Source organism: Erythrobacter sp. SCSIO 43205, from assembly GCF_019904235.1.
GTDB lineage: Bacteria > Pseudomonadota > Alphaproteobacteria > Sphingomonadales > Sphingomonadaceae > Erythrobacter.
On sequence record NZ_CP063202.1, the window covers coordinates 2,663,131 to 2,685,230 of the forward strand.

General features: G+C 58.5%; 18 protein-coding genes. 2 read left to right on the forward strand and 16 right to left on the reverse strand.

From position 1 onward, the window contains the following. From INR77_RS12695 to INR77_RS12725, 7 genes are read right to left on the reverse strand one after another with little or no spacing between them, the layout of a single operon-like run. A complete protein-coding gene (locus INR77_RS12695) occupies positions 1-2,379 on the reverse strand; it encodes a glycosyltransferase family 2 protein (RefSeq protein ID WP_223071396.1) in 2,379 nt (792 codons plus the stop codon). After that, complete coding sequence (locus INR77_RS12700; protein ID WP_223073563.1) at positions 2,376-2,774, reverse strand: GtrA family protein; 399 nt, start codon at positions 2,772-2,774, stop codon at positions 2,376-2,378. The genes INR77_RS12695 and INR77_RS12700 overlap by 4 nt, the downstream gene beginning before the upstream one ends. Then, positions 2,774-4,834, reverse strand: coding sequence for a hypothetical protein (locus tag INR77_RS12705; RefSeq protein WP_223071397.1), 2,061 nt, complete (start codon positions 4,832-4,834; stop codon positions 2,774-2,776). The genes INR77_RS12700 and INR77_RS12705 overlap by 1 nt, the downstream gene beginning before the upstream one ends. Then, positions 4,827-5,984 carry an FAD-dependent oxidoreductase gene (locus tag INR77_RS12710; protein ID WP_223071398.1) on the reverse strand — a complete coding sequence of 386 codons (1,158 nt, stop codon included), beginning with the start codon at positions 5,982-5,984 and terminating at the stop codon, positions 4,827-4,829. Before INR77_RS12710 ends, INR77_RS12705 begins: the two co-directional genes overlap by 8 nt. Then, a complete protein-coding gene (locus INR77_RS12715; RefSeq protein ID WP_223071399.1) occupies positions 5,984-7,015 on the reverse strand; it encodes a hypothetical protein in 1,032 nt (343 codons plus the stop codon). Before INR77_RS12715 ends, INR77_RS12710 begins: the two co-directional genes overlap by 1 nt. Next, entirely contained in the window at positions 7,008-7,853 is an 846-nt protein-coding gene (locus INR77_RS12720; RefSeq protein ID WP_223071400.1) for a sugar phosphate isomerase/epimerase, read from the reverse strand. The genes INR77_RS12715 and INR77_RS12720 overlap by 8 nt, the downstream gene beginning before the upstream one ends. Beyond that, the gene (locus INR77_RS12725; protein ID WP_223071401.1) at positions 7,850-8,830 is read right to left on the reverse strand and encodes an NAD-dependent epimerase/dehydratase family protein; all 981 of its coding nucleotides are present in this window, start codon (positions 8,828-8,830) and stop codon (positions 7,850-7,852) included. Before INR77_RS12725 ends, INR77_RS12720 begins: the two co-directional genes overlap by 4 nt. Before the next feature lie 220 nt (positions 8,831-9,050). Here INR77_RS12725 and eda point away from each other — a divergent pair, with 220 nt between their 5' ends. Then, positions 9,051-9,686 (forward strand): bifunctional 4-hydroxy-2-oxoglutarate aldolase/2-dehydro-3-deoxy-phosphogluconate aldolase, encoded by a 636-nt coding sequence (gene eda / locus INR77_RS12730; RefSeq protein ID WP_223071402.1) that lies wholly within the window; start codon positions 9,051-9,053, stop codon positions 9,684-9,686. Here the strand turns inward: eda and INR77_RS12735 are convergent. The 4 genes from INR77_RS12735 to INR77_RS12750 are packed head-to-tail and all read right to left on the reverse strand — an operon-like array spanning position 9,683 to position 13,899. Further along, positions 9,683-10,153 carry a response regulator gene (locus INR77_RS12735; protein WP_223071403.1) on the reverse strand — a complete coding sequence of 157 codons (471 nt, stop codon included), beginning with the start codon at positions 10,151-10,153 and terminating at the stop codon, positions 9,683-9,685. The genes eda and INR77_RS12735 overlap by 4 nt on opposite strands. An 8-nt stretch (positions 10,154-10,161) precedes the next feature. Continuing rightward, complete coding sequence (locus tag INR77_RS12740) at positions 10,162-12,105, reverse strand: ATP-binding protein (protein WP_223071404.1); 1,944 nt, start codon at positions 12,103-12,105, stop codon at positions 10,162-10,164. Then, on the reverse strand, positions 12,102-12,767 hold the full coding sequence (locus INR77_RS12745) for a response regulator transcription factor (protein ID WP_223071405.1): 666 nt from the start codon (positions 12,765-12,767) through the stop codon (positions 12,102-12,104). Before INR77_RS12745 ends, INR77_RS12740 begins: the two co-directional genes overlap by 4 nt. 19 nt (positions 12,768-12,786) lie before the next feature. After that, positions 12,787-13,899: a sensor histidine kinase gene (locus INR77_RS12750; RefSeq protein ID WP_223071406.1), complete on the reverse strand. Its 1,113-nt coding sequence runs from the start codon at positions 13,897-13,899 to the stop codon at positions 12,787-12,789. A 406-nt stretch (positions 13,900-14,305) separates the two neighbouring features. On the opposite strand from INR77_RS12750, the gene INR77_RS12755 reads away from it, so the two are divergent. Continuing rightward, positions 14,306-14,986 (forward strand): DUF2490 domain-containing protein, encoded by a 681-nt coding sequence (locus tag INR77_RS12755; protein WP_223071407.1) that lies wholly within the window; start codon positions 14,306-14,308, stop codon positions 14,984-14,986. 200 nt (positions 14,987-15,186) lie between these two features. Here the strand turns inward: INR77_RS12755 and INR77_RS12760 are convergent, their stop codons facing one another. The 5 genes from INR77_RS12760 to INR77_RS12780 all read right to left on the reverse strand — a co-directional run bounded on the left by INR77_RS12760 (position 15,187) and on the right by INR77_RS12780 (position 22,085). Beyond that, a complete protein-coding gene (locus tag INR77_RS12760) occupies positions 15,187-16,398 on the reverse strand; it encodes a CaiB/BaiF CoA-transferase family protein (protein ID WP_223071408.1) in 1,212 nt (403 codons plus the stop codon). Further along, on the reverse strand, positions 16,391-18,286 hold the full coding sequence (locus INR77_RS12765; RefSeq protein ID WP_223071409.1) for a hydantoinase B/oxoprolinase family protein: 1,896 nt from the start codon (positions 18,284-18,286) through the stop codon (positions 16,391-16,393). The genes INR77_RS12760 and INR77_RS12765 overlap by 8 nt, the downstream gene beginning before the upstream one ends. A gap of 129 nt (positions 18,287-18,415) precedes the next feature. Beyond that, positions 18,416-20,467 (reverse strand): hydantoinase/oxoprolinase family protein, encoded by a 2,052-nt coding sequence (locus INR77_RS12770; protein WP_223071410.1) that lies wholly within the window; start codon positions 20,465-20,467, stop codon positions 18,416-18,418. Continuing rightward, a complete protein-coding gene (locus INR77_RS12775; RefSeq protein WP_223071411.1) occupies positions 20,467-21,405 on the reverse strand; it encodes a hydroxymethylglutaryl-CoA lyase in 939 nt (312 codons plus the stop codon). Before INR77_RS12775 ends, INR77_RS12770 begins: the two co-directional genes overlap by 1 nt. Then, complete coding sequence (locus INR77_RS12780) at positions 21,405-22,085, reverse strand: GntR family transcriptional regulator (RefSeq protein WP_223071412.1); 681 nt, start codon at positions 22,083-22,085, stop codon at positions 21,405-21,407. Before INR77_RS12780 ends, INR77_RS12775 begins: the two co-directional genes overlap by 1 nt. Between the last annotated feature and the right edge of the window lie 15 nt (positions 22,086-22,100).

Below are 22,100 nucleotides of genomic sequence, written 5' to 3' on the forward strand. Positions count from 1 at the left end.
CTAAGGAGCGAGCTTGAAAAGCGGCATGGGACAGGATTTCACCTGGCCTGTGCCCGCAAAAGCTGCGACATCGCGCATCCGCGAAGGGTCGCGGACCAGCACATAATCTACGCGCCAAGCGCTGAGGAAATCTTCTCTACTTGCCGCATCAACCCGACCTTGCGCGATGTTGCGCGGCTCCATCATGGTGTGCAATCCGCCCAAAGCACCCGCTTTTGCTGCGAAAAGGTCGTCGCCCATGACCAGTACCCGCGCCTTGTTATCGCCGCCCAGGCATTCATGCAGCTGCTCAACATCTTGAGGCGCTTCAAACGCGGCCCAGTGCTGCGCATCAAGGTCGCCATTATCGAGCGCAGTGCCGAAGCTGATGAGCGCAAAGCCAGCCGCCCAAGGCACGGTGAGAGCTGCAAAAAGGAGGCCATAGCCCCGCCTCTGCGCGATATTCCCGCCGCGAGCGGTGAGCCAAATGGCCGCGCTCAAGTACGCTGCCCAAACGAGCGGTGAGTAATAGCGATTGTCGAGATAGCCGGTCACAATCTGCGGTGCCATCAAAAGCGCAAAAACGCAGGCCATGGCGATTACGATCACGTTTCTTTCAGCCGATCCATCCGATCTGTGCGCAAGGCTGGGCGCGCGTCCATCAAGCCAGTTCACCGCGCCCAGCCCCGCCAAGCCAACCGCGCACACCGCGCCAAAAGGACTGGCCACAATGGCGAGAGCGTTGACCAGCCATTGGCTTGCACCGCCAAAGACTTTGAGTGCCCATGCACCGGGATCATCGCGCAAAGATGGGCGTCCCTCAGGCCACCAATCGGTGACGAACGCGCGCGGGTCGAGCGAGGTCGCTATCCCTGCATTGTCGGTGGCAAAAACTGTACCGAAGGTGGTGAGCGAATAGGTCACCCATGGCGCAATCGCGATGGATGATGCAGCGAGCGAAACAGCAGCGCGCACCGGGCTGCGGGTGATCCATCCGACCAGCACGCTTACCAAAATCGGCAAGAGCGCGGCATCGAAGCGGTTCATTACCGCAAGTCCTGCGACAAACCCGACCATGCCAGCGCCCGCAAGGCTCATGGCGCGACTTGCAAGTATTCCTCGAACAAGCAATGCAAAGAGCAGCAATTGCAAGGGGATCGTGCGCCCAGCGCTGAGTTCGTCCCAAACCATGCCGGGCGCAAGGAGCAGCACCAGCGCAGCAGCCAGCCCAACCCAAGCCGCGCCCGTGACTTGTCGCGCAATCTGTTCCGACACGATTGCGAAAGCGAAATAGCAGGCAAAAGCGAGATAAAGCCCGGTCCGCGCGCCCGTTCCTGCAAGCGCGTCCACACACGCAATCAAACTCGGCCACAGCGGCGCGAAGGCGGCTGAATATGGCGATGCGCTGGCGTAGCTGCGAAAATGGGTAAAGCGATAGAAATCGCCAAAAACCGTCTTGCTGAGCTCGTACAAAGCCCAGCTATCGGGCGAGTATTCTGGCGAGGCGATGACGCTGAACAAAAGCGGGAGGAGCACCGCTGCGGCGAGGAAAGCTGGCCATAGGAGAGAGGGCAGCGCGCGAGCGGCATGGTCGGGCGTATACCCCCCGGTTGCCGCGCGCACTGTTTCCCCCAAAAGCGCAAGCTTGGAGGAAAGCCCGCCGATCTTGGTGGGCACTTTGCCGTCTTGCGGATAGCGACGAATGACGGGCACGTGATCGACCTTAAGGCCCAACTGCCCCGCTCTCACCGTCATGTAGAAAAGAAGGTTGTAAACCTCGAACTCGGCTCGGAACGGGGCAACATCGGGATGGGTCAGATAGCGCGCCGAATAGGCTCTGAACCCATTGGTCGTGTCGGTGAACCAGCGCTTTCCCGCAACGCTCAAAAGCGGCGCGTGGATCAGGCGGTTGGCAATCGTGCGCTCTAGCGGCGTGTTCTCAGCTTCCCCGCCGGGCAAATAGCGCGAGCCTTGGACATAGTCGAAGCCCTCTTCGAGCTTTGCCACGAAGTCCCCAACAGCCTCGACCCCGTCTTTGCCATTGCCATCAATCGTGACAATGCCCTCATACCCTTCGCGAAGCGCCCATGCGTAAGCCATGCGAAGCTGCGCTGAAAGTTTGCCCGGCCCCGTCTTGGTCAGCACCGCCCGCACGCCCACTGGCTTCACAAAATCGGCGTCGAGCGAGCCATCGGTCGAGCCGCCATCGGCGATGATGACATCAACAGCAAGCTGCGCGGCTTTAATCCGCGAAAGCTGGCCCCGGATGCGTTCGCCTTCGTTGATGACGGGGATCACCAGCGCGTATTTGTGCGCCTTGGGAGAGTAGATCGCCTCTTTGTAAGAAGGCACCTGCCAATCGCTGTCATTAAGGGGGAGAGGCGCTGCGTTTTTGGTCATGCGCCCTCTCGCGTGGAAGCGTGCGCGAAGACGAAGAATTTGCTTAAGGCGAAATTGACGAAGAAGGAGACGCCCGCTCCGCAGATAAGGATGAGAAGCGCAAATGCGCCCGCAAGCCAAGCGTCGAGCAGTGCGACAACGCCCACCCGAACCACCAGTGTAAGCGCTGCAACTGCGCCATATTTCACTGCGCGATTGGCTGAAAGGCTCCCCGCCCCGCCACTAAAGCTCCAGACCTGATGAGCCACATAATTGGCGCTTGCAGCGCATACGAAACCGATGACGGCGGCCAGCGTCAAGGGCACTGAGCCAAGCTCGTGCAAGCCATAGGCAATCGCGAGATCGAGGAACACGCCAAGCACGGTAACGACAAAGAAGCGCACCATCTCAACCATCACTGCCACCGCGCAATCTGTTGGTCCACGCCTTCGGAAAGGCTCGGTAGCGCATCAAATTCAATCGGTGGATAGAGTTGCGCGACGCACTGTGCAAAGCCGATGGGCGAACCGTCCAGCACTTTCAACGTTAGCCGCGTTTCTTCTCCTGCCGTGACCGGTGCAGGCACCTCGACGACTTGGGTGTTGGCAATACCGTAGCGTGGGAAATCTGTCCACGGGGCCCCGCGCGCAGATCGCGTGAAAGGCGAATCTTCTGTAACCGTCAAAAGCGCGGTGCGCGGCTCGCTATCGAAGGCTTCGCGCTCGATATAAAGCGATGCAAGCCCGCCGACATCGCTTCGTACCACCACGTCAAAGCGGTCGAGCGTCTTGTGGATGACTTCGCAGGTCGCGCTGTGTTTGGGCGTAACACCGCCGCGCCGGACCCACACGATGTTCTGATCGCTTTTCGCAATCGGATCGTAGAGGTCGCGCAAGGTCTTGAAAAAAGTCCAATTGGCTCGCGTGTTCCATCCTTCCCAACCGGTGTAGTCAGGCGCAATCGTACTCACCGCAATGACCTTGCCGAACAAGAGCTTGTTGAAATCGGCGCGGGTTTCCGGCCCCAAAGCATGGATCAGCGAGCCGACTGGCGCAGGGCTCTTGGTGCCAGCCGCAATATCGAGCGTGGACGTATAGACAGAGAGCAATCGTTCATCATTTGGGACGCCGCGCGCCTCTAAAAAGGCGGAGAAGCGCTTTATTGCAGCAAGGTCTTCGGCAGTCTGGGGCGTCACATAGAAACCGAGAGGTTCAGCATACACGGTGCGCTCGGTTTGGCCGGCGACACTAGCCAGCGCGCTTGCCTCTATCGCGACCATCGCCAGCGAAGCCAGACCAGCCACGGCAGGGACGCTTTTCGATGAGGCGGCGCGCAAGAACGGTTTGAAAAGCCGCAAAAGCGATCTCTGAAACAGGATAACAGGCGCGCTTAGTCCAAAGACGAAAGTGATCGCCTTATATTCTGAACCGATATGGCCGCCTATTTGCGGCAGGGTAGCTGTGCCGATCAGCGCTGCACCTACGAAGACAAAGGCGCTTAATCGAACAGGCGAGCCGCGTCCTCTCAATCGCTGCCAAATCGCGAAGCAAACCGACGCGGTGAGAGCGATCAGGCTCATCGCTGTCAGCGGTTCACCTGCATAAAAGACGCGCGGCAAATCAAGGATCGAGAGAACGCGCGCCTCTGCTCCCCAAGGCCCAAAGTACCAGAATTGGTCGCTGGCTACCTCGACAAAATTGTACTGGAGCCAGCCTGAAGGGTCGCCGTGGGTGACGAGCATGAGCATCGCAAAGGCTGAGGCGGCAACTCCAACCGCAAAAGCGGCAAAAGCCTTTGCAAGCAGTGCCATCTGCTGATGCAAAGCGCAGATAAGCGCCATCACAGCGGCAATTACCAGCGGAATGCCAGCATCGTTTGACCATAGAAGCGCAAGCCCGGTTGCAAGTCCAAACCAAAGGGTCGGCACCCAGTTGGTGTCGCGCATGATGGCTCTTAGCGCGAATAGGAAAACCGGCAGAACAAAGGACGGCAATGCGCCGCGAAGGGGGCGCAATGATACGCCCGGATCAAAGGTCGCAGGATAAGGAAAGTGGCTGAACCCCGCAGCCGCGTTGCCAACGTAGTAGAACGCGAAGACAAGCAGGATCGTGAACGCCCACCTCATAGTGCCTGGCACCGCACGCAGCATCCAGACAACACTGTAAGCGCCGGCAAAACTGCCGACGGTCACCATGGCAAAGGCCGCAAAAGTCGATGCCCACAGCGTCTCACCAAACGCCATGAAGATCGGCAAAAGCGAGAGGATCATGGTGATCCCCAGGTAGGATTGAAAGCCTTCGCCCAGCTTTGCTCCATCAGCGAAATTATCAAGCGCGAACCACGTCTGCATCGCCCCGTCGATCGAGTTGAGACTGTGATCGTAAAGCAAAGTCCAACCACGCAGCGCAATGATCGCCGCCATAAGCGCAGCGATCAGCAGCCAGCCGCGCTGCTTTGCACCCGCATTCTCAGGCATATTGCGCCCCCAGCACAAAGCCCGAATGCGCAGCGCCAAATTCGGGCGCGGTGCTCTTCACCGCCTCGAACAGGTCGTAAATATTGTCGATCTTGCCGCCTAGAACCGAGATCACACGGCTACCCTCGGGCTTCTGGTGATAGAGGATCGGACGGCCATCGTCGGCCTCGTTCTTCACCAGAACCGTCTTCACATCATAGATCGAGCGGCGATAGGTCGCAGCGCCAAGGCAGGGCAAATACCGCTGAGCATCGCGCAGCATGAAGGCGTAGCGGGTGTCAAATGCACGCGCGGCGAAATGGGCGTAGGGGGCGCTGATGGGTCCACCGTCGCTCCAGCTTTCATGCGGGGTGTAGCGCACATGGGTGAGCGAATAGAGCCCAGCCGAGGGGTATGGCATGGCCGAGAAGAACGGCCCGTCCATCACCGTCACGCCGCGCGTGGAAAGCTCTTGCGGCGGCTCGATCAAGGCAATTTCAGCGACCTCATATTTGAGCGCGGCCTTGGGCAAATCCGCCATCTCGAGCACGGAATTGACCTGCGCATAGGTGATGTTGAAGGCGTATCTTGCCGTGACTTCCTGTCCATCTGACAGGCCCGCCACCACGAGCCCGCTCGCATCCTTGAGCGCCTCGAGCCTGGTGTTCAACCGCAGTTCGACGCCCGCTTCATTGAGGCGCTCGGCCATTTGTCTGGCGAGCACCGAGTAGTCGAAAGCGGTCTCGTAACAGGCGAAGACTTCCTCCACCATATCGCTGTCAAACAGCGCGCGGTCATTGGGAGAAGCAACCTCAATAGGCGCGCCCATCTCGCTGAACATTCGATGAAATTTCTTCGCTGTGACCTTCGAGCGCCGCTTTGCAATCGCATAAAGCATCTGAAACTCATCGACGACGGCTTCAGGGAAATCTTCGAGAAATTTTCGGTGCAGCAGCATGGATTTGACTGCTGTCACAGCTGATCGTGGATAGTGGAAACCGGTGTGCACTCGCGCTTGGTTCACCCGGCTTGCGCGGGTCATAAGCGCATCGGACGCCTCAACCAATAAGACCTTGTCCGAAATCGAACGCAGATACAGCGCCAGGCAGCAACCGTAAAAACCGCCGCCAATCACGACATAGTCAAATTGAGTGGAAAGGGGCGCCCTCATCACTCACCATCGCGCTCGGTCGCGTTCTTTGCCCAAGCCTCGCTTTCAAGCTCGACGTTGAGGTCAGCTGAAACTTTGCCGAACAGGTCGATCCGGTTCACCTCTTCGGACACTTTTTCACCCTTGTCGCGCGCATTTTGGCGCATCAGGTGCTGTAAACCAAGGCTCAGCCCAAGGGTCGATATGCCCATGAACACCGCACTCACCGCAAGCATCGTGTTAGTGGTGAGCCATCCGGGCGCAAGATTATCAACCACGATCAGCGCGCCGATAATCCATGCCGCATAGGCGAGCCCCACAAGCATGAGGAACGTCGAGGAAATCGCCACTACCCCAAGGATTGTTGGCGTCAAAAACACAAGCAGCGTTTGTAATAGCTGCATCCGGCGGCCCAAGTCTTTGAACGCGCTGCGCGATGTGACATTCGTATCGGCCCTGAACCCGGCCAGCGGCACGCGCGGATCGCGCGGCGGATAGCGCAGCGCCAAGCGTGGTTCATCATGCGCAAGAATGTGATTAAGCAGCGTTCGCGGCATGGCAATGGACTGCCAATCGCTGGGGTAAACCGCAAAGCCTGCAAGCCTTCCCAAGGCCACAAATGGCCAGCTCAAAAACGCCTTCATCGGATGCTTTTTGTCCTGACTGGCGATGGCAATTGCATTGGCGCTTTCCGCGCGCTCGAGAAATGCAAGCACATCCAATGCAGCCGCTTCATCCTCATTGGCGATCAACACCAGATCACCAATGGCCTCTTCAGCGGCAATAACGCGGCGCTCGTAATATTCGGTGCCCTTGCGCACGAGGAACAGCCGCACATCGCTAACCTCATCAACCAGTGGCAGGAATACCTCGCGCTCATGGGTTTCGACGACGAGGATAATCTCGCGAAAGCGGAAAGTCGTATCGAGGGTTGCGGCGACTTTGCGGATCGTCTCGAATGTCTTCTTGCTTGGCCGGGGCGTTGCAAAACAAACAGATACGACCGTGTCTTCGCGCTGTTTGACAAAGCTTTCTGGCGCGGGTTCATGCATAAGTGCACTCCCCCATTCTGGCCGCCTCAGCGAGTGCCGCGATAGAGGCACGCACGCCTTGCACTCCGTTATCGGGCCGGCGCATCTCGATGGACACCGCCTTTGTGTAACCGTGCTGTGTAAGCCCTTTAAGAACGGGGGCGAGACGCTCTGGATCAGCGGGCGCTGGTGCCAGTTCCGGCTCGCTCACATGAACATGATTGAGGCTAGAGGAAAGATCGGGCAGCGCTTCAGCAACCGCGTTAAACTCGCCATTCATATGCATCGCGCCAAGATCAAGGATCGCTGCGATAGCGGGGTGGTCGACCATCTCAATAAAGCGCCGCGCGTCGCTGAAGGTGTTGAGGAAATTGGTGCCATAAGCCGCCGGATTGGCCTCAACAGTGATGGTCGTACCAGCACTTGCCGCAGTGTCGCCAAGTGCGCGAAAGACCTGCGCCGCCTCATCCCAAGCCTGCTCCATCGCCATGCCATCAGGCACACGGCGCTGTGCGGGGGAGCCGAAAACGAGGTTCGCAATGCCAAAACGTCCCGCCAGATTAATCGCTCGCGTTACACCGTTGACGAGAGCTTTGCGCGCGCCCTCTCCATCGAAAAGCCCAGCGCCATCGACACCGAACAAAAGCGACTGCATCGACACAAGGTGGAGCCCCTGATCGGCAATTTCAGCGAGCGCCTCGCGCGCTTGGGTTTCGCTTGGCACGAAAGGATCATCGCTCGCATGGAAGAACAATCCCGGCGCGATTTCGAGCCCGCGAAAGCCCGCTTGTGCCATTGCCGAATAGGCATCAAGCCGCTCCTGCGGAGCCCAGGCGATATTGGACATGGACAAGATCATACGCCCGCCCTTTCGCTGATGTAGAATTGTTCCAGCCGATCCAAAGTCGCCTCGCCGCTGAAGAGGTAAGGCCCGCTCGCACCCCACAGGTTTCCATGGGCTGAGTGCATATCCTCGCAGTGCAGGCGCGCGGATGTTTCCGGCATCGCCATGTTCGTCAGGCGTTGGTGAATGACAGCGGCCTGCAATGGCTCGCTGGTCAGGTGCAGATGGGTGAGCCCTGCCTCCAAAGCCATTCCGATATCGCGCCAAAGGCGGTCAATTTCGTAGTATTGATACGTCGTTTCACGGTTGTGAAACTGGGTCGCCGACAGCCCCAAATCGCTTACCGCCTGATCGAGCGCCATCCGACGCTCATCGCGATTGAGCGCCTCGCGATCGAGCTTGAACAGCCCCGTCGCTGCGTCCTTAGTGTAAAGTTCGCTCGTCCACTGGGAAAGCGCGTCTCTCAATCCGTCACGCAAGATGGCAAGCTTTTCAGCCGCCAGCATAGACGGCACAGGGTTCATCAGATCGAAGATAAAATTCTTGCGCAGACCTTTTCCGAACAATGCGGGCAAGCGCACGATCAGATAGTTTTCAAAATGCTCCTCAATGAAGGCTTCAAGCTCGCGGCGGTGGTGGCCATAGGCGAGGCTTTCCTGAAATTTGTTTGTCGTCTCATCGTCTCCGCCAGCAAAGTCTGCGAGCACGGCAATAGAGGAAATCAGAACAAACCGCTTCGCATCAACCTTCGACAAGTGATTGATAAGCGATTGAATTTGCGCACGGTCGCGCTCTGGTGCGGTGTTCGCCTCGATCATCGAACCGGGGGCAGCCGCGCACACCAAAGTGTCAAAACTCTGCCCTTCGATCTCATTTATTGTGCGGCTGTTGAACTGGGCGTCGAAATCCGTCTGGCGCAGCAAAGCGCCGCCGACAAAGCCGGTCGCCCCGATGAGGCCTGATTGCCCCTCGCAAGAGTTCGTCACAGCCATCTAAAAAGCGTCGCTTTTCCTATCCATCAAAGTGAAAGATTTGCTCGCGGGAAGCCTTAGAAAAAAATGCTAAGCATAGCGTTAATCATAGCCCGAAGATCGAACCGGCCATCGCCGTGGTATATGCGAGCGTGAATACGATTTCGGCTCCCCATTTTGCGCTCGCCCCGCTTCGCGCATCGCCCTATAGTTTGCGCAAAGGCCAGATGGAGATGGACCGATGAACGACACGAGAAGCTTTGACCCCAACGAGATTGAGCGGGTGATGAAGACAGCGCCGGTCATCCCGGTCCTCGTGGTGAAGGACGCTGGCAAAGCGCGTGAACAGGCGGAGGCTCTGGTCGATGGGGGTCTCAAAGTGCTCGAAGTGACATTGCGCACGCCGGATGCTTTGGAAGCGATCAAGCGGATGAACCTCGTGCCCGGCGCGATTGTTGGCGCTGGTACGGTAATCAACCCGCGCCAACTGGAAGAGGCGCAAGCCGCTGGCTCTGAATTCATCGTCTCCCCTGGCCTCACGCCGGCATTGGGTAGCGCAGCGCTTTCAAGCGGGCTGCCGTTCTTGCCCGGTATCGCCAATGCAGGTGACATCATGCTTGGGCTCGACATGGGTTTATCACACTTCAAATTCTTCCCTGCCATGGCATCGGGCGGCATCCCTGCGTTGAAAGCTTTGTCGGGGCCCTTTGGTCAGGCAAAGTTCTGCCCCACTGGCGGGATCACTCTGGAAACGGCACCCGACTGGCTCGCCCTTCCACAAGTGCTGTGCGTTGGCGGCAGCTGGATTGTGCCGGAAGGAGCAAGTCTTGCACAGATCAATGCAAACGCAAAACAAGCCGCCAGCCTCGCCCCTTAAGCCGGGTTTGCACTGGGCGCACCAGCGAGGCTCGCTGCGCGAAGCCGTTCATACAAAAGTCGCGTTTCCAGCAGGTTGGAAATTCTAAGGCCCACTTCGATCACATCGAAGGGTTTGGCTACGAAATCCTTCGCGCCCAAAGCAAGCGCCTTACGCCGCGCCTGAATGGTTGTGTCTGCCGTCAGCACAAGAACGGGTCGAAACTCATCGGCAGCATCATGGCGCGAAAAGGCTTCCAGCAGTTGAAACCCGTCCACTTCAGGCATCATCAAATCGAGCAGCACAAGGTCAGGCTGCAGATCCATATAGGTGACAAGCGCCTCTTTTGACTGGGTCAGGCAATGCACATCGCTGTAGCCTTCACGCTGCAAAATACTGCGCAAAAGCATGACGTTGGCTTCCTCATCGTCGATCACCAAAATCCGGCGGGCGAGGATTTCTTCAGGATCGATTAGCTGTGGTGGCATGATGCGTCCTATTGCGCGCTTTGCTTGGCGGTGGCTGATGCGGGTTTGGCGGCGAGGGTGAAGGAGAAGCGGGCCCCGCTTTCATGGCCGTCTGGATCGCGGGGGCTGTAATCAAGCGTGCCACCCATCGATTCAACAAGACTTTTTGAAAGCGCAAGCCCAAGGCCGGTCCCCTCGCTGCGCGAAAGCTTTTGCTGGCCAAGGCGATCAAAGGCCGTGAACAGCCGCGAGCGGTCAGCAGGGGCAACACCGGGACCATCGTCTTCGACAAAAACGGTCACAGTATCGCTGTGGACTTCAGCCCCAAGCCGCACAAAGTCGCCTTCAACATTGTATTTCGCTGCGTTGCTGATGAGGTTCAAGATGACCTGAGTGGTGCGACGCCGATCAGCCTGAACCGTTGTATCCTCGCTCGGCAGATCAATTTCAAATCGTAAGGCTGCTGCGCGCACAATGGGGTCGGCCAGACGGCGCGTTTCTTCGATTAACTGCGCGATGTTCACCGCCTCTATCTCGACCTCTTGCGCGCCGGATTCGATACTGGAGATGTCGAGCAAATCATTGATCAAAGAGAGCAGATGCCGCCCCGCCCTGGTGATCTGTCGCACCGCATCGCGATGAGGGTCGGCGAAATCCTCTTCGTCGATTTCAAGCAACTGGCCAAAGCCAAGTATGGCATTGAGCGGCGTGCGCAGTTCGTGGCTCGTGCGGGAGAGAAATTCAGACTTTGCAAGGTTTGCCGCAACCGCCTCTTCGCGCGCCAGTCGAAGTTCCTCTTCGCTGCGGCGGCGCTCTGTCATATCGCGCGTGACCTTGGCAAAGCCTTGAAGCTCGCCCGCCTCATCGCGAAGCGCGGTAATGACCACGTTCGCCCAAAAGCGCGAACCGTCCTTGCGAATGCGCCAGCCTTCGTCTTCTGCCGCGCCTTCGACCCGCGCCCTTTCAAGCAATGTATCTGGCAAGGTATCGCGCGTGTCGGCGGGATAGAAGCGGCTAAAATGTTCACCCACAATTTCATGAGTTCGCCAGCCCTTGATCCGTTCAGCGCCAAGGTTCCAACTGGTCACAATGCCGTGGTTGTCGAGCGTGAATATGCCGTAATCGCGCACCCGTTCGATCACGAGGCGAAAACGCTCTTCGCTCGCTTTGAGATCATCTTCGCGTTTGCGCAAAAGAGCGCTTGCCCGCGCCATGCGCTGTGCCAACCGACCAAGCTCATCGGCCTCTTCTGGAGGAGCGTCCAATCGCTCCCCTCGCGCAAGAAGCTCCGCATCGCCTTCAAGCTTGCTCACTCGGCGCACAATCCCGGTGGAGAACAGATAAACGGCAGCAAAACTGCCCAACAGGCCAATGATCGCACTGACCGCCGTCAATGTCAGGAACCGTGTGCGCACATCCTCGACAAGCGCGCGCCTGCGATCAAGGACAATCCCCTCAAGCTCCTGAATATTTTCAATTTCCTGCCGAACTGCATCGAGCGCCAACTTGTTCGTGACAAGCAAGTCCTCAATCTCATCTGGCGTTGGCTCGTTTGAGCTTTGAGCAAGTGAAATGGTTGTGCGCAGCCCTTCGCGTTTGTCCTTGGTTATCTGCAGCAATTGGAGGAAACGCGGGCGCACATCTTCGTCCTCAATCGCCACATCCAATCGTTCAAGCGTCGCCGGAAGGTCGCGTTCGGCGGTGTAATATGGTGCCAGAAAGCGCTCTTCGCGGGTCAAGGCATAACCGCGCACGCCCGCTGCCGCTTCTGCCAGAAGCGCGTGCACCTGATAAACGTCGCGCTGGATGGCAAAGGCGCGGCGCACATCGTCTTCAGCGCGCGTCTCAGCGCTCGCCGCAAGGTAGAGCGACACCAGGGAGCCCAGCAGCACCGCCAGCGGCAAGGCCACCACGACAAGCCCTTTGAAAGCGAGCGGACGATCAGTCCAGAATAGGGTCGAACGCCTGCTCACACGCCGCTTGACCCTGCAGATTTCAACTGGGTTGCCACCACGGCTGCCTGTGTGCGGTCGGCAACGCCCAGCTTTGCGATCAGGCGTTCGACGTGAACCTTTACCGTTGCCGGACTGATTTCGAGTTTGCGCGCGATTTCTTTATTCGTGAGGCCTTGAGCCACGTGCTCGACCACTTCCTGCTCGCGCTCGGTCAGGATTTTGCCAAGGTCACCTGTCGCGCTCGATACCGGGTCGCTTTTCATGGCCGCGCTGACCAAGTCCAGCGGAATGGCAGAGCGCCCGTCGAGCACTTGTGCGATAGCGGCGCGAAGATCGCCGATTTCGGTGTCTTTCAGGACATATCCCGCAGCGCCCGCCGACAATGCGGTGCGCACATAGCCCGGCATATCGTGAAGGGTAAGCATGATGACTTTGGTAGAAAGGCCAAGTGCCGCGATCTGGCGGGTGGCCTCAAGTCCATCAATGCCCTCGCCCAGGCGAACATCCATCAAGACAATGTCAGGCTCTATCTCACGCACCATTTCAATGGCTTGCTCGCCAGTGGATGCAAGATGAATATCACCAAAGCCATCACCTGAAAGGACCGCGCGCAGCCCTTCACGGGCCAGTTGGTGATCATCAACGATGAGGATGGTGGGGGTGGTGGATGGTGAGGACATATAGTGCAGCTTTCAGCTATCAGTTTTCAGCAGGCAAGCGCGCTTCGACAAAGACACCGCGCTCGGCGCCCGCGCCCCATTCCAGCGTACCGCCAATTGCGCTCATGCGTTCTTTCATCACTTCAATCCCCACATTGTTGCCGCTTTGCGCGCCTGCTTTTCGGGTTTCTTCGGACGGACCTTCACCGTGGTCTTCGATGCGCAAGGTGAGAGGGTCGGTGTCAAAACGCGCTTCGATCAAGACATCGCAGGGTGCGCCGGCGTGCTTGCGAATATTGGCTACGGCCTCTTGCGCCACCCGAAACACTGCGGTTTCGACCAGCGGCGAGAGGCGCTTTGGGCTGGCGACCAGTGTTTGCGTGACGCGATAGCCATCGGCTTCAAGCCCTTCTCCCAGCGCTTGAAGCGCGGGCAGAAGTCCAAGGTCATCGAGCATTGTCGGGCGAAGGCCAGCAATCACTCGCCGCAATTCCGAGACGAGCGAGCGCGCAACGTCAGCAGGATTAATCGCGCCCTCATCGGCATCGTCTGTCAGCTTTGCGCGTTGCGCCGGATTATCCAGAATGCGCACCAGCGCGGTCGCGGTTTGCGCCACACCGTCGTGGAGTTCATGGCTTACCCTGCGGCGCTCTTCCTCTTGCGCGGTAAATATCCGCTCCAGCAGCATCGCCAGTGTCTTCTCGCGGCTTTGCAGCGCGCTCACCAGATCGGCCCGCTCACGCTCGCGCCTGATGCGGTCGATGGCAAGCCCCATCTGCTCCAGTTCCATCCGGAAAGCCTCGCGATCTTCGGGGTCGGAGATATCCGCGAGCCTCTCAAGACCATCGACCACCAGCCACGCAAGGGTAACGTCCTCCTCGCCCGGCGCCTGAATGGGAATGCCCGCCTCGCCCTTTTCCAGCTTTTCCGCCTCGCGCACAGACGCAGCCCGGCAGCCGACAAAGAAAGCAAGACGCATGGCGCAGCGCTTAACGATCTCGTCCAACGTATCGCTTGTCGCAGCTGCCAGTTCGCGTCCGGAAACCGACAAAAGCCGCAGCCTTGCCGAACGCGCTTCGGCGGCACGGTAAAGCTCGCGCAGTTCGGCAATGGTTTCGCCATCTGAAGGCAAAGTAGAAAGCGTATCAGGCATTGGCGCAACATAGTGCCCCTTGCGAAAACTGCATAGGCCACACAGCGTAGGCCGGGAAGCTCGCCAGTTGGCAGATTTTGCCGTCGATCGCTTCGTCTATCTCTCCAATCACTCGGCGAGGCCGGGTTGTCGAAGGTTTTTCCTACGGGGTTTTTCCCTCCACCATCCCGTAAGGGGGCCGTCGCGAAAGAAGGCAAAACTTTGATCGACTTTCGCAAAGCAGCCCGGTTCTCACCGATACGAAATTGAACATCGAGCATGACACCGCGCGATCCGCCTTTTCCCAATCGGCTGATTGCAACTTCCCCCAAGAGCAGGAGAGCCCTGCTCCAATCCTTCCGGCGGGCGACATCTTTCTTGCAAGGCGTCGCCCGCCAATTTTTGTTTGAACGAATGTAAGAGATCGATGCAAAGCACCAAATTGGCCCTTGTTGCCGCAGCCGTAACGCTTCCCCTCGCCACCCCGGCGTCTGCGACCGAAGATGATCTGAACGTCTGGACGGGCCAGTTCGTCACAATTGATCTTGGGGAAGATAGCAATTGGTACATTCGCGGCGAAGCGCAGGAGCGTTTTACCAATGACGCGGACCGGCTGGGCCAGCTGCTTTTGCGCAGTTTCGTAGGGTATCGCATCACCGACAAGGTCAACATTGGCGGGGGCTATGCCTACATCCTCACCGATCCGGTGGGCCCGGCAAAGACCAATGAGCACCGCTTTTACCAAGAGCTGAACGTGCGTTTGATCGAGAAAGACGGCGTGACGCTGGATTCGCGCACCCGGCTTGAACAGCGCACCTTTGAAGAGGGCGACGGCACTTCCTGGCGCTTTCGCAATTTCGTGCAATTGCGCGTGCCGATCACCGAGAACAACAAGCTCAACCTCTACACCGAGCCATTTATTGAGCTCAACGATACGCAGTTTCAATCGGGCGGGCTTAGCGTGTGGCGCAATTTCGTAGGCGTAACTGTACCGCTTGGCGATGGGATCACCATGGTGCCGGGTTATCTCAACCAGACCGTGTTTCGCGAAGGCCGCGAAAACCGCATGGATCACGTCGCCAATGTGAATGTGTTTTTTGCGTTCTAGGCCAAGTGAGCGCGCCCGCGTTTGAGACACTTGAGACACTGTCCAAAGGCAGAAATCCCAAAGACCCCTTACACCCTTGGAAATCAGTCTAAGCAACTGAAAAATGGAAAATTTTTGGGCGGGCATTGCGCCAGTTTAGCGACCACCCGGCGTGTAGGAAACGAGCAGGCCAAATCCTACATTTGCCCTGCCCGTTAACCTTACATCAGGCCTTTCTCTTTTTTCTCGGCAATCTGCGCCTCGTCCCATCCCAAAAGCTCGCTCAAGACTTCTGCGTTGTGCTGTCCGGGCGTTACCGGAGCGGTTCTGCGTACGCCGCTTTGGGATTTGGAGAAACGCGGGAAAGCGTTCTGCATCTTCAAGGGGCCATGGCCTTCTGTATCGACTTCGATAATCGCCTCACGGTCCTTGAAATGAGGGTCTTGAAGCATATCCTTGGCGGTGTAGACGCGCCCTGCGGGGATCGAATATTCGATCATCAGCGCATCCAGCTCATCAATCGTGAGCGTGGCTGTCCATTCATTGATGAGATCATCAAGCTCGGTCTGATGCACCCCGCGCGCCAAATGAGTCGCATAGCGTTCATCTTCAGCCAGTTCCGGCCGCCCCATCGCCTGTGCCAAGCGCTTGAAAATCGCATCGTTGTTGGCACCGATCATAAACGGACCATCGCTGCATGAATAGACATTGCTCGGCGCAATTCCGGGGAGGATTGAACCGGAGCGTTCGCGGATAAATCCGTTATAGTCATATTCGGGGACCAGCCCTTCCATGACCTGCAAGACCGCTTCGTAAAGCGCGGTGTCAATCACCTGACCCTCACCCGTTTTTTCGCGGTGGTGTAATGCGGCGAGCACGCCCATCGTGCCGTAAGTCGCACAAAGAGTGTCGCCGATGGAAATGCCCATGCGCGCAGGTGGTCTGTCAGGGTCACCCACGATGTAGCGCCAGCCGCCCATCGCCTCGCCAATGCCGCCAAATCCGGCGCGGGTGGAGTAGGGGCCAGTCTGGCCATAACCCGACATTCGCGCGATGATGAGGCCGGGGTTGGTCTTGTGCAGCTCTTCAGGAGAAAGCCCCCATTTCTCCAGCGTTCCGGGCTTGAAATTCTCGACCAGAATATCGGCTTTCGCGATCAGTTGCCGCGCAATCTCCTGACCTTCGGGTACGCGCAAATTGCAAGTGACCGAGCGCTTGTTGCGCGCAATCACTTCCCATTGGACCTTTTCCTCGCCCTGCCCCCATTCGCGCATGGGGTCGCCTTTTCCGGGAGGCTCCAGTTTGATGACATCCGCGCCCATATCGCCCAGCAGTTGTCCGCAAAAAGGCCCTGCGAGAAGCTGGCCCATTTCAACTACGCGCAAGCCAGCCAGCGCGCCGGGGCTGGCTCCTGTGTCGAGCGGCTTACCCATGACGCCCCCCCAGCTTTTGTGCATCCCATGACGGCTGGATCGGCGCGGCAAGCCCTGTTTCCTCCTCGCATTTCTCGCGCAAAGCCTCGATGCCGGGGCCATAGTCGAAAAGCGGTAGCTCGCCGCGCGATGCCTTGATCTCTTCGCGCAGCGCCTCTGTCGCCGATGCGTCGACCGTGTGGTCGTCTGTGATGACAACGCCGTAATCGCGCGCGCCCTCGACGGTGACGAGGCCTTGGCGCACTTCGAGCGCGACGAGTTCGGAATCACGTGTCAGTGGGTCGCCCCAGCCCCCGCCGCCCCATGTGATGAAGTGGAGTTGCTCGCCCGCTTTCACCTCGACATCTTCGACCTTGTTGCCGACGATCTCGGTGGTGCCATCGAGCCGCTCAATCAGCTTGGTTGCGCGCTTGCCCGGGTGGCCGCCATTGACGCCCCACGGGGGCACAAACCAGCGGTCATCGTGGATCGCAATCGCGCCGTCGGCGAGGAAGCGGTAGGTCATGTGAATACCATTACCGCCGCGGTGGAGGCCAGCGCCGCCAGAATCCTTCTCGGTTTCATAGCGTTCAATCCGCAGTGGGAAGTAGCGCTCCAGAAACTCGTTGGGCACATTGGTGAAACCCGGCCAGAGCGAGTGTCCATCGGGACCATCGCCAAGAGGCCGACCGGGAATGCCGCCAAAACCGATCTGGAACAGCTGGAACCAATCCGCCTTCTTGCCTTCTCGGTTGTCCCAGCCAGAGTAGAAAAGGTGAGGCGAAGAAGAGAAGCCAGCGGCGTTCAGGAACTCCGGCGTGCCCTGCCCCAGCAGACCGCCCAGAATGTCGAAAATCCGGCCCAAAGCATGAGTGCGGCCTGACAAGGCTGCGGGGAACTTGGGCTTCAGCAATGAGCCTTCGGGAATGCGGACTTCGATGAGGTCATAGAAGCCATCATTGAAGAGGATCTGCGGGTCGAAGACCATGATCATGTAGATGCCAAAGAACATCTTGAACATATTCTCGTTCAAGTAGAAATTGATCGAGGCGGCTGACTGCGGGTCGGTGCCGTCGAAGTCGAGGATGACCTTATCGCCTTCGCGCCACATGGTGCATTTGATCTTATAAGGGCCATAGCCCTTGCCATCGTCGCAAATGAAATCTTCAAAGCTCGCCTTGGCTTCAGGGATTGCCTGACCGATAAGCGCCTTCATCGCGCGGTGGTTGCGGGCGAGGAGTTCCTGCGTGGCTGAGTAGTATACATCGTCGCCAAAGCGCTCCGCCATTTCGACGAGGCGGTTGGAGGCGACGCGGCAGCTGGCGATGAGCGCGTTGAGGTCAGCCTGACACCAATCGGGTTTGCGCGTTTGGTGCATGACGAGCTTCATCAGGTCGTCGTTGTATTCATGCCTTTTCCAAATCTTTACCGGCGGAATGCGTACGCCTTCCTGAAAGATCGAGGTCGCCTCAATCGGCATGGAGCCGGGTACCATGCCGCCAATATCGGACTGGTGGCCGAACATGGCGGTGTAGGCGATAAGACGCCCGTCCTTAAACACCGGCAGCATTACGAGCCAGTCGTTCGAGTGGCTGATCGCGCCTTCGCAACTGTAAGGATCGGAGAGGAAGATCATGTCCCCGTCCTCGATCGTTCCGTCAAAGCTCTTGAGGAAGCCGCCGATGAAGCTGCCGAATTGTCCGACGATCATCTTGCCCGACGGATCAGCGATCAGCGGAAATGCGTCGCCCTGCTCGCGTATGCCGGGGCTCATCGCGGTGCGCACAAGGGTCGCATCCATCTCGATCCGGGCATTGCGCAGCGCGTTCTCGATGATGTCCAATGTGACCGGATCAATATCGAGCCTTTTGAAGGGCGCAGGATTGGTTTCGATGATTTGTGCTGGCATTGGGAGAAACTCCTCAGAAATCTCTGTTGCGCTTCCCCGCGAAGGCGGGGATCGAGGGGCAATCGGGCGCAGAGTTTTTCGGCTCTGGGCCCCCGCCTTCGCGGGGGAGCGGAAAGGCAATTGAAACGATCACGACGGATTAATCAAAATATTGCCGACCGCGTCGATTGAAGCGGTGCAGTCGTGTTCGACGAGCGTCGTTGAATCCATCTCGGTGATGATCGCAGGGCCGGGAATGGTGTCGCCTTGCAGCAGCTTTGAGCGGTCGTAGATAACAGCCGCGCGCTCTTCGCCATCCATCCACAGCGTGTGATCTTTTATCTTCGCATGGGCGGGATCGCCATTGCCTTTGGGAAGTTCAGCAGCCTCCAATTCGAGCGCCTCGCCAAGAGCCACCGCCCGCAGGTTCACGATCTCATGCGGGGTATCCATGTTGAAGGTGAAGAGGCGGCGGTGCTCTTCATCAAAGCGTTCAAGGATGCCTTCGATGCCTTTCTCTTGCAAGGTGGCTTGGTCAATTGTGAGTGGGACTTCAAAGGCTTGTCCGGCATAGCGCACATCGACTTCGAACTCGCTTGTGATGGTGTCCGAAGGGATGCCGTCAGCCTCAAGCTCAGCGCGGGTCTGCGCTGCCATCTCATCGAGCAGCGCGATGAGATCGCTCACATCGGTTTGGCCTGCAAGCTTGCTGAAAGACCGCGCCGTCTCAGTCCGCATCCGCGTTGTTGCATCGCCAAGTGCACACAAAACACCCGGCGAAACGGGCGAAACTGCGGGCCAACTTCCCATCAGTTTCGCAACAGCGTTGACGTGCAAAGGCCCCGCCCCGCCAAAGCCCATCAGGGCAAAGTGGCGCGGGTCGTAGCCTTGCTGAACGCTGATCATGCGAAGCGCGCCGAACATATTCTCGTTCACAATGTCGATGATCCCGCGCGCTGCATCCATAAGGCTGACCCCAAGCGCATCGGCGATGGTCTGCACCGCCGCTTTCGCACCTTCGCGGTCGAGCTTGAACGAACCACCAAGAAGATCTTCGGGAAGGTAGCCCAGCACCACATTGGCATCAGTCACCGTCGGCAATTCGCCGCCCTTGGAATAGGCAACCGGCCCCGGCACAGCGCCCGCGCTTTCAGGGCCCACACGCAGCGCTCCTGTGAGCTCAGGAACGTGAGCGATAGAACCGCCTCCTGCGCCAACCGTCTTCACATCGAGAGCCGAAGCGCGCACTGACAAGTGCCCGACTTCGGTCGTGCGCACCCGGCGCGGTTCGAGGTTTTCGATAAGAGCAACGTCGGTCGAGGTGCCACCGACATCAAGAGTGAGGATGTTTTTAAGTCCAGCGTTCTTCGCCACCCAGACAGCACCCGTCACCCCGCCAGCAGGGCCGGACATGAGGATGTTGACGGGATGCTCTTCGGCCTTCTGGCTGCTCATAAGCCCGCCATCAGAGCGCAGCAGCGAAAGCTTACCCTTCACCCCCGCTTCAACCAGCTTGTCGCGCAGGTTCGAGACATAATTGCCAACCACCGGACGCACGGCAGCATTGGCGACCGTCGAAAGCGTGCGCTCATATTCCTGCATTTCGGGAAGCACTTCGTGGCTCAAGGAAATCGGCACCGAGCCGCCGAAGACTTCCTCGGCAATCGCGCCGATTTGCTTCTCATGCGCGCCGTTTACATAGGCGTTGATCAGGCTGACCGTGATCGCCTCAACCCCTTGCGCTTTCAATTGCTCCAAGGCCGCGCGGGCGCCTGCCTCATCGACGGCACGCACTTCATTGCCATCGGCGTCCATGCGCCCGCCCACGGTGAGCGTGTCCTCAAGCGCGGCGAGCGGCTGAGGCTTGGGCCATACGATCCACGCGGCAAGGCCCCCGGGCACAAAGCTGCGCGCGATCTGCATGATGTCGCGGTAGCCCTCGGTCGTGATCAGCCCGACGCGCGCGCCTTTGCCTTCAAGCACCGCATTGGTTGCAACCGTCGTGCCGTGGAGGAAAAACTCAATATCGCCCGGATCAACGCCCGCCTGCTCGGTGATAGCCAGAACGCCGTTCAAAATTCCTTCCGAGCTATCGTGCGGGGTCGAAGGCGTTTTGTGCCGCCAAAACCCGCCGCTTTTTTGGTCAAACAAGAGCAAGTCGGTGAACGTACCCCCCACGTCCACTCCAAGACGATAGCGCATCAGGCGAGTTCCTTTTCTTGATTGTGCGGGGCGGGAAAGCCGCCCGATTTGGCAACCATCGCAGGCAGTTGCTTGCCCATAATGGGCGCAAGCCACGCGTTGGTTTCGATCAGTTTTGCGAGGTCTAATCCGGTTTCGATCCCGGCCCGCTCCAGCATATACTGGACATCTTCAGTAGCGACATTGCCCGCAGCACCCGGCGCGAAAGGACAGCCGCCGAGCCCGCCGATGGAGGCATCGATATTCGATGCGCCCGCAAGGATCGCAGCCCAGACATTGGCAAGTCCCGTCCCGCGCGTGTTGTGAAAGTGGACCCGAATGGGAATGTCGCCAACGACTGATTTCACGCCTGCAATAAGGCGGGTCACGTGCGCAGGGTTACCCACTCCGATTGTGTCAGCAAGCGCGATTTCGACAGGGCCCGCCTCTGCCACGGCCCGCGCCATTTCGATGACGCGGCCTTCCGCAACTTCGCCTTCGAAGGGGCAACCAAAGCTTGCAGCGATTGTGGCCTGAGCAGTTTTGCCAGCTTCTCTCGCCGTTTCGATAATTGCCTTTGCCGCCTCGACCGAGCCATCCGAAGTCTGCCCTTGGTTACGCATGGCAAATGTATCGGTGGCAACACAAACAGCGCCCAACTGGTCAATGCGCCCCGTCGCAAGCGCCCGGTCAGCGCCGCGCTGGTTCATTACAAGACCGATGTAGGTGACGTCATCGCGGTCCGGTAGCCCGGCGCACACCGCGTCCGCATCCGCCATCTGAGGCACAGCGCGCGGATTGACGAAGCTGGTAACTTCAATGCGCCGCACACCCGCATCAATCGCCTTTGCGATCAACCCCAGCTTGTCGTCGGTGCCGACCGGCACTTTCTCGTTTTGAAGCCCGTCCCGCGGGCTCACTTCGACGATCTCGACGCTTTTTGTATACACTGTTGCCATTACGCCGCACCTCGCTTTGGCTGATCATGCGCCGTTTTCAGGCCCTTGTGCGCATCACAATATGCATGAAAGGCGCGCCTGATGTGCCCTGCCATAATGCTCTCAGCCCATGCGCCATCGCGCCGCTCAAACGCAGCCAGGAGATCGGCGTGCTCGCGGTGCGAACTCTTGAACGCTTCGGGGTCATAATGCTGCGCTGTACGCCACACGACGGGCTGCTCAATCAGCGATGTCAAAAGGCCCGTCAAACGCGGTGAACCTGCCGTTGCAAGCACCAGAGCGTGAAAGTCCCGGTTTCGATCAAGGAAAGTCGCAACGTCGGGCGTAGGCCTAGAAACCGCCGCTAAAATTGCTTTATTACAGAACTTTAATTCCTTCACGACTTGATCCGTCATACGCTCCGCCGCGCGCCGGGCGGCGTGCCCTTCAAGCATCGCGCGAAGTTCAAACGCATCTTCCACATCGTCCAGCGACCAGTCAGCAACATAGCTGCGCTGCGATTCGGTGCGGCGCACGAGGAGGTCAGCTTCAAGCTGGCGCAAAGCCTCGCGAATGGGCGTGCGCGACACGCCACAACGCTCTGCCAAAGCCTCCTCACGCAAAGCATCGCCCGACGACAATTCGCCCGAAAGGATCATGCTTCTGATCGTTTGATAGGCGCGGTCAGACGCTTTGGTCATGGGATGGCTTCTTGG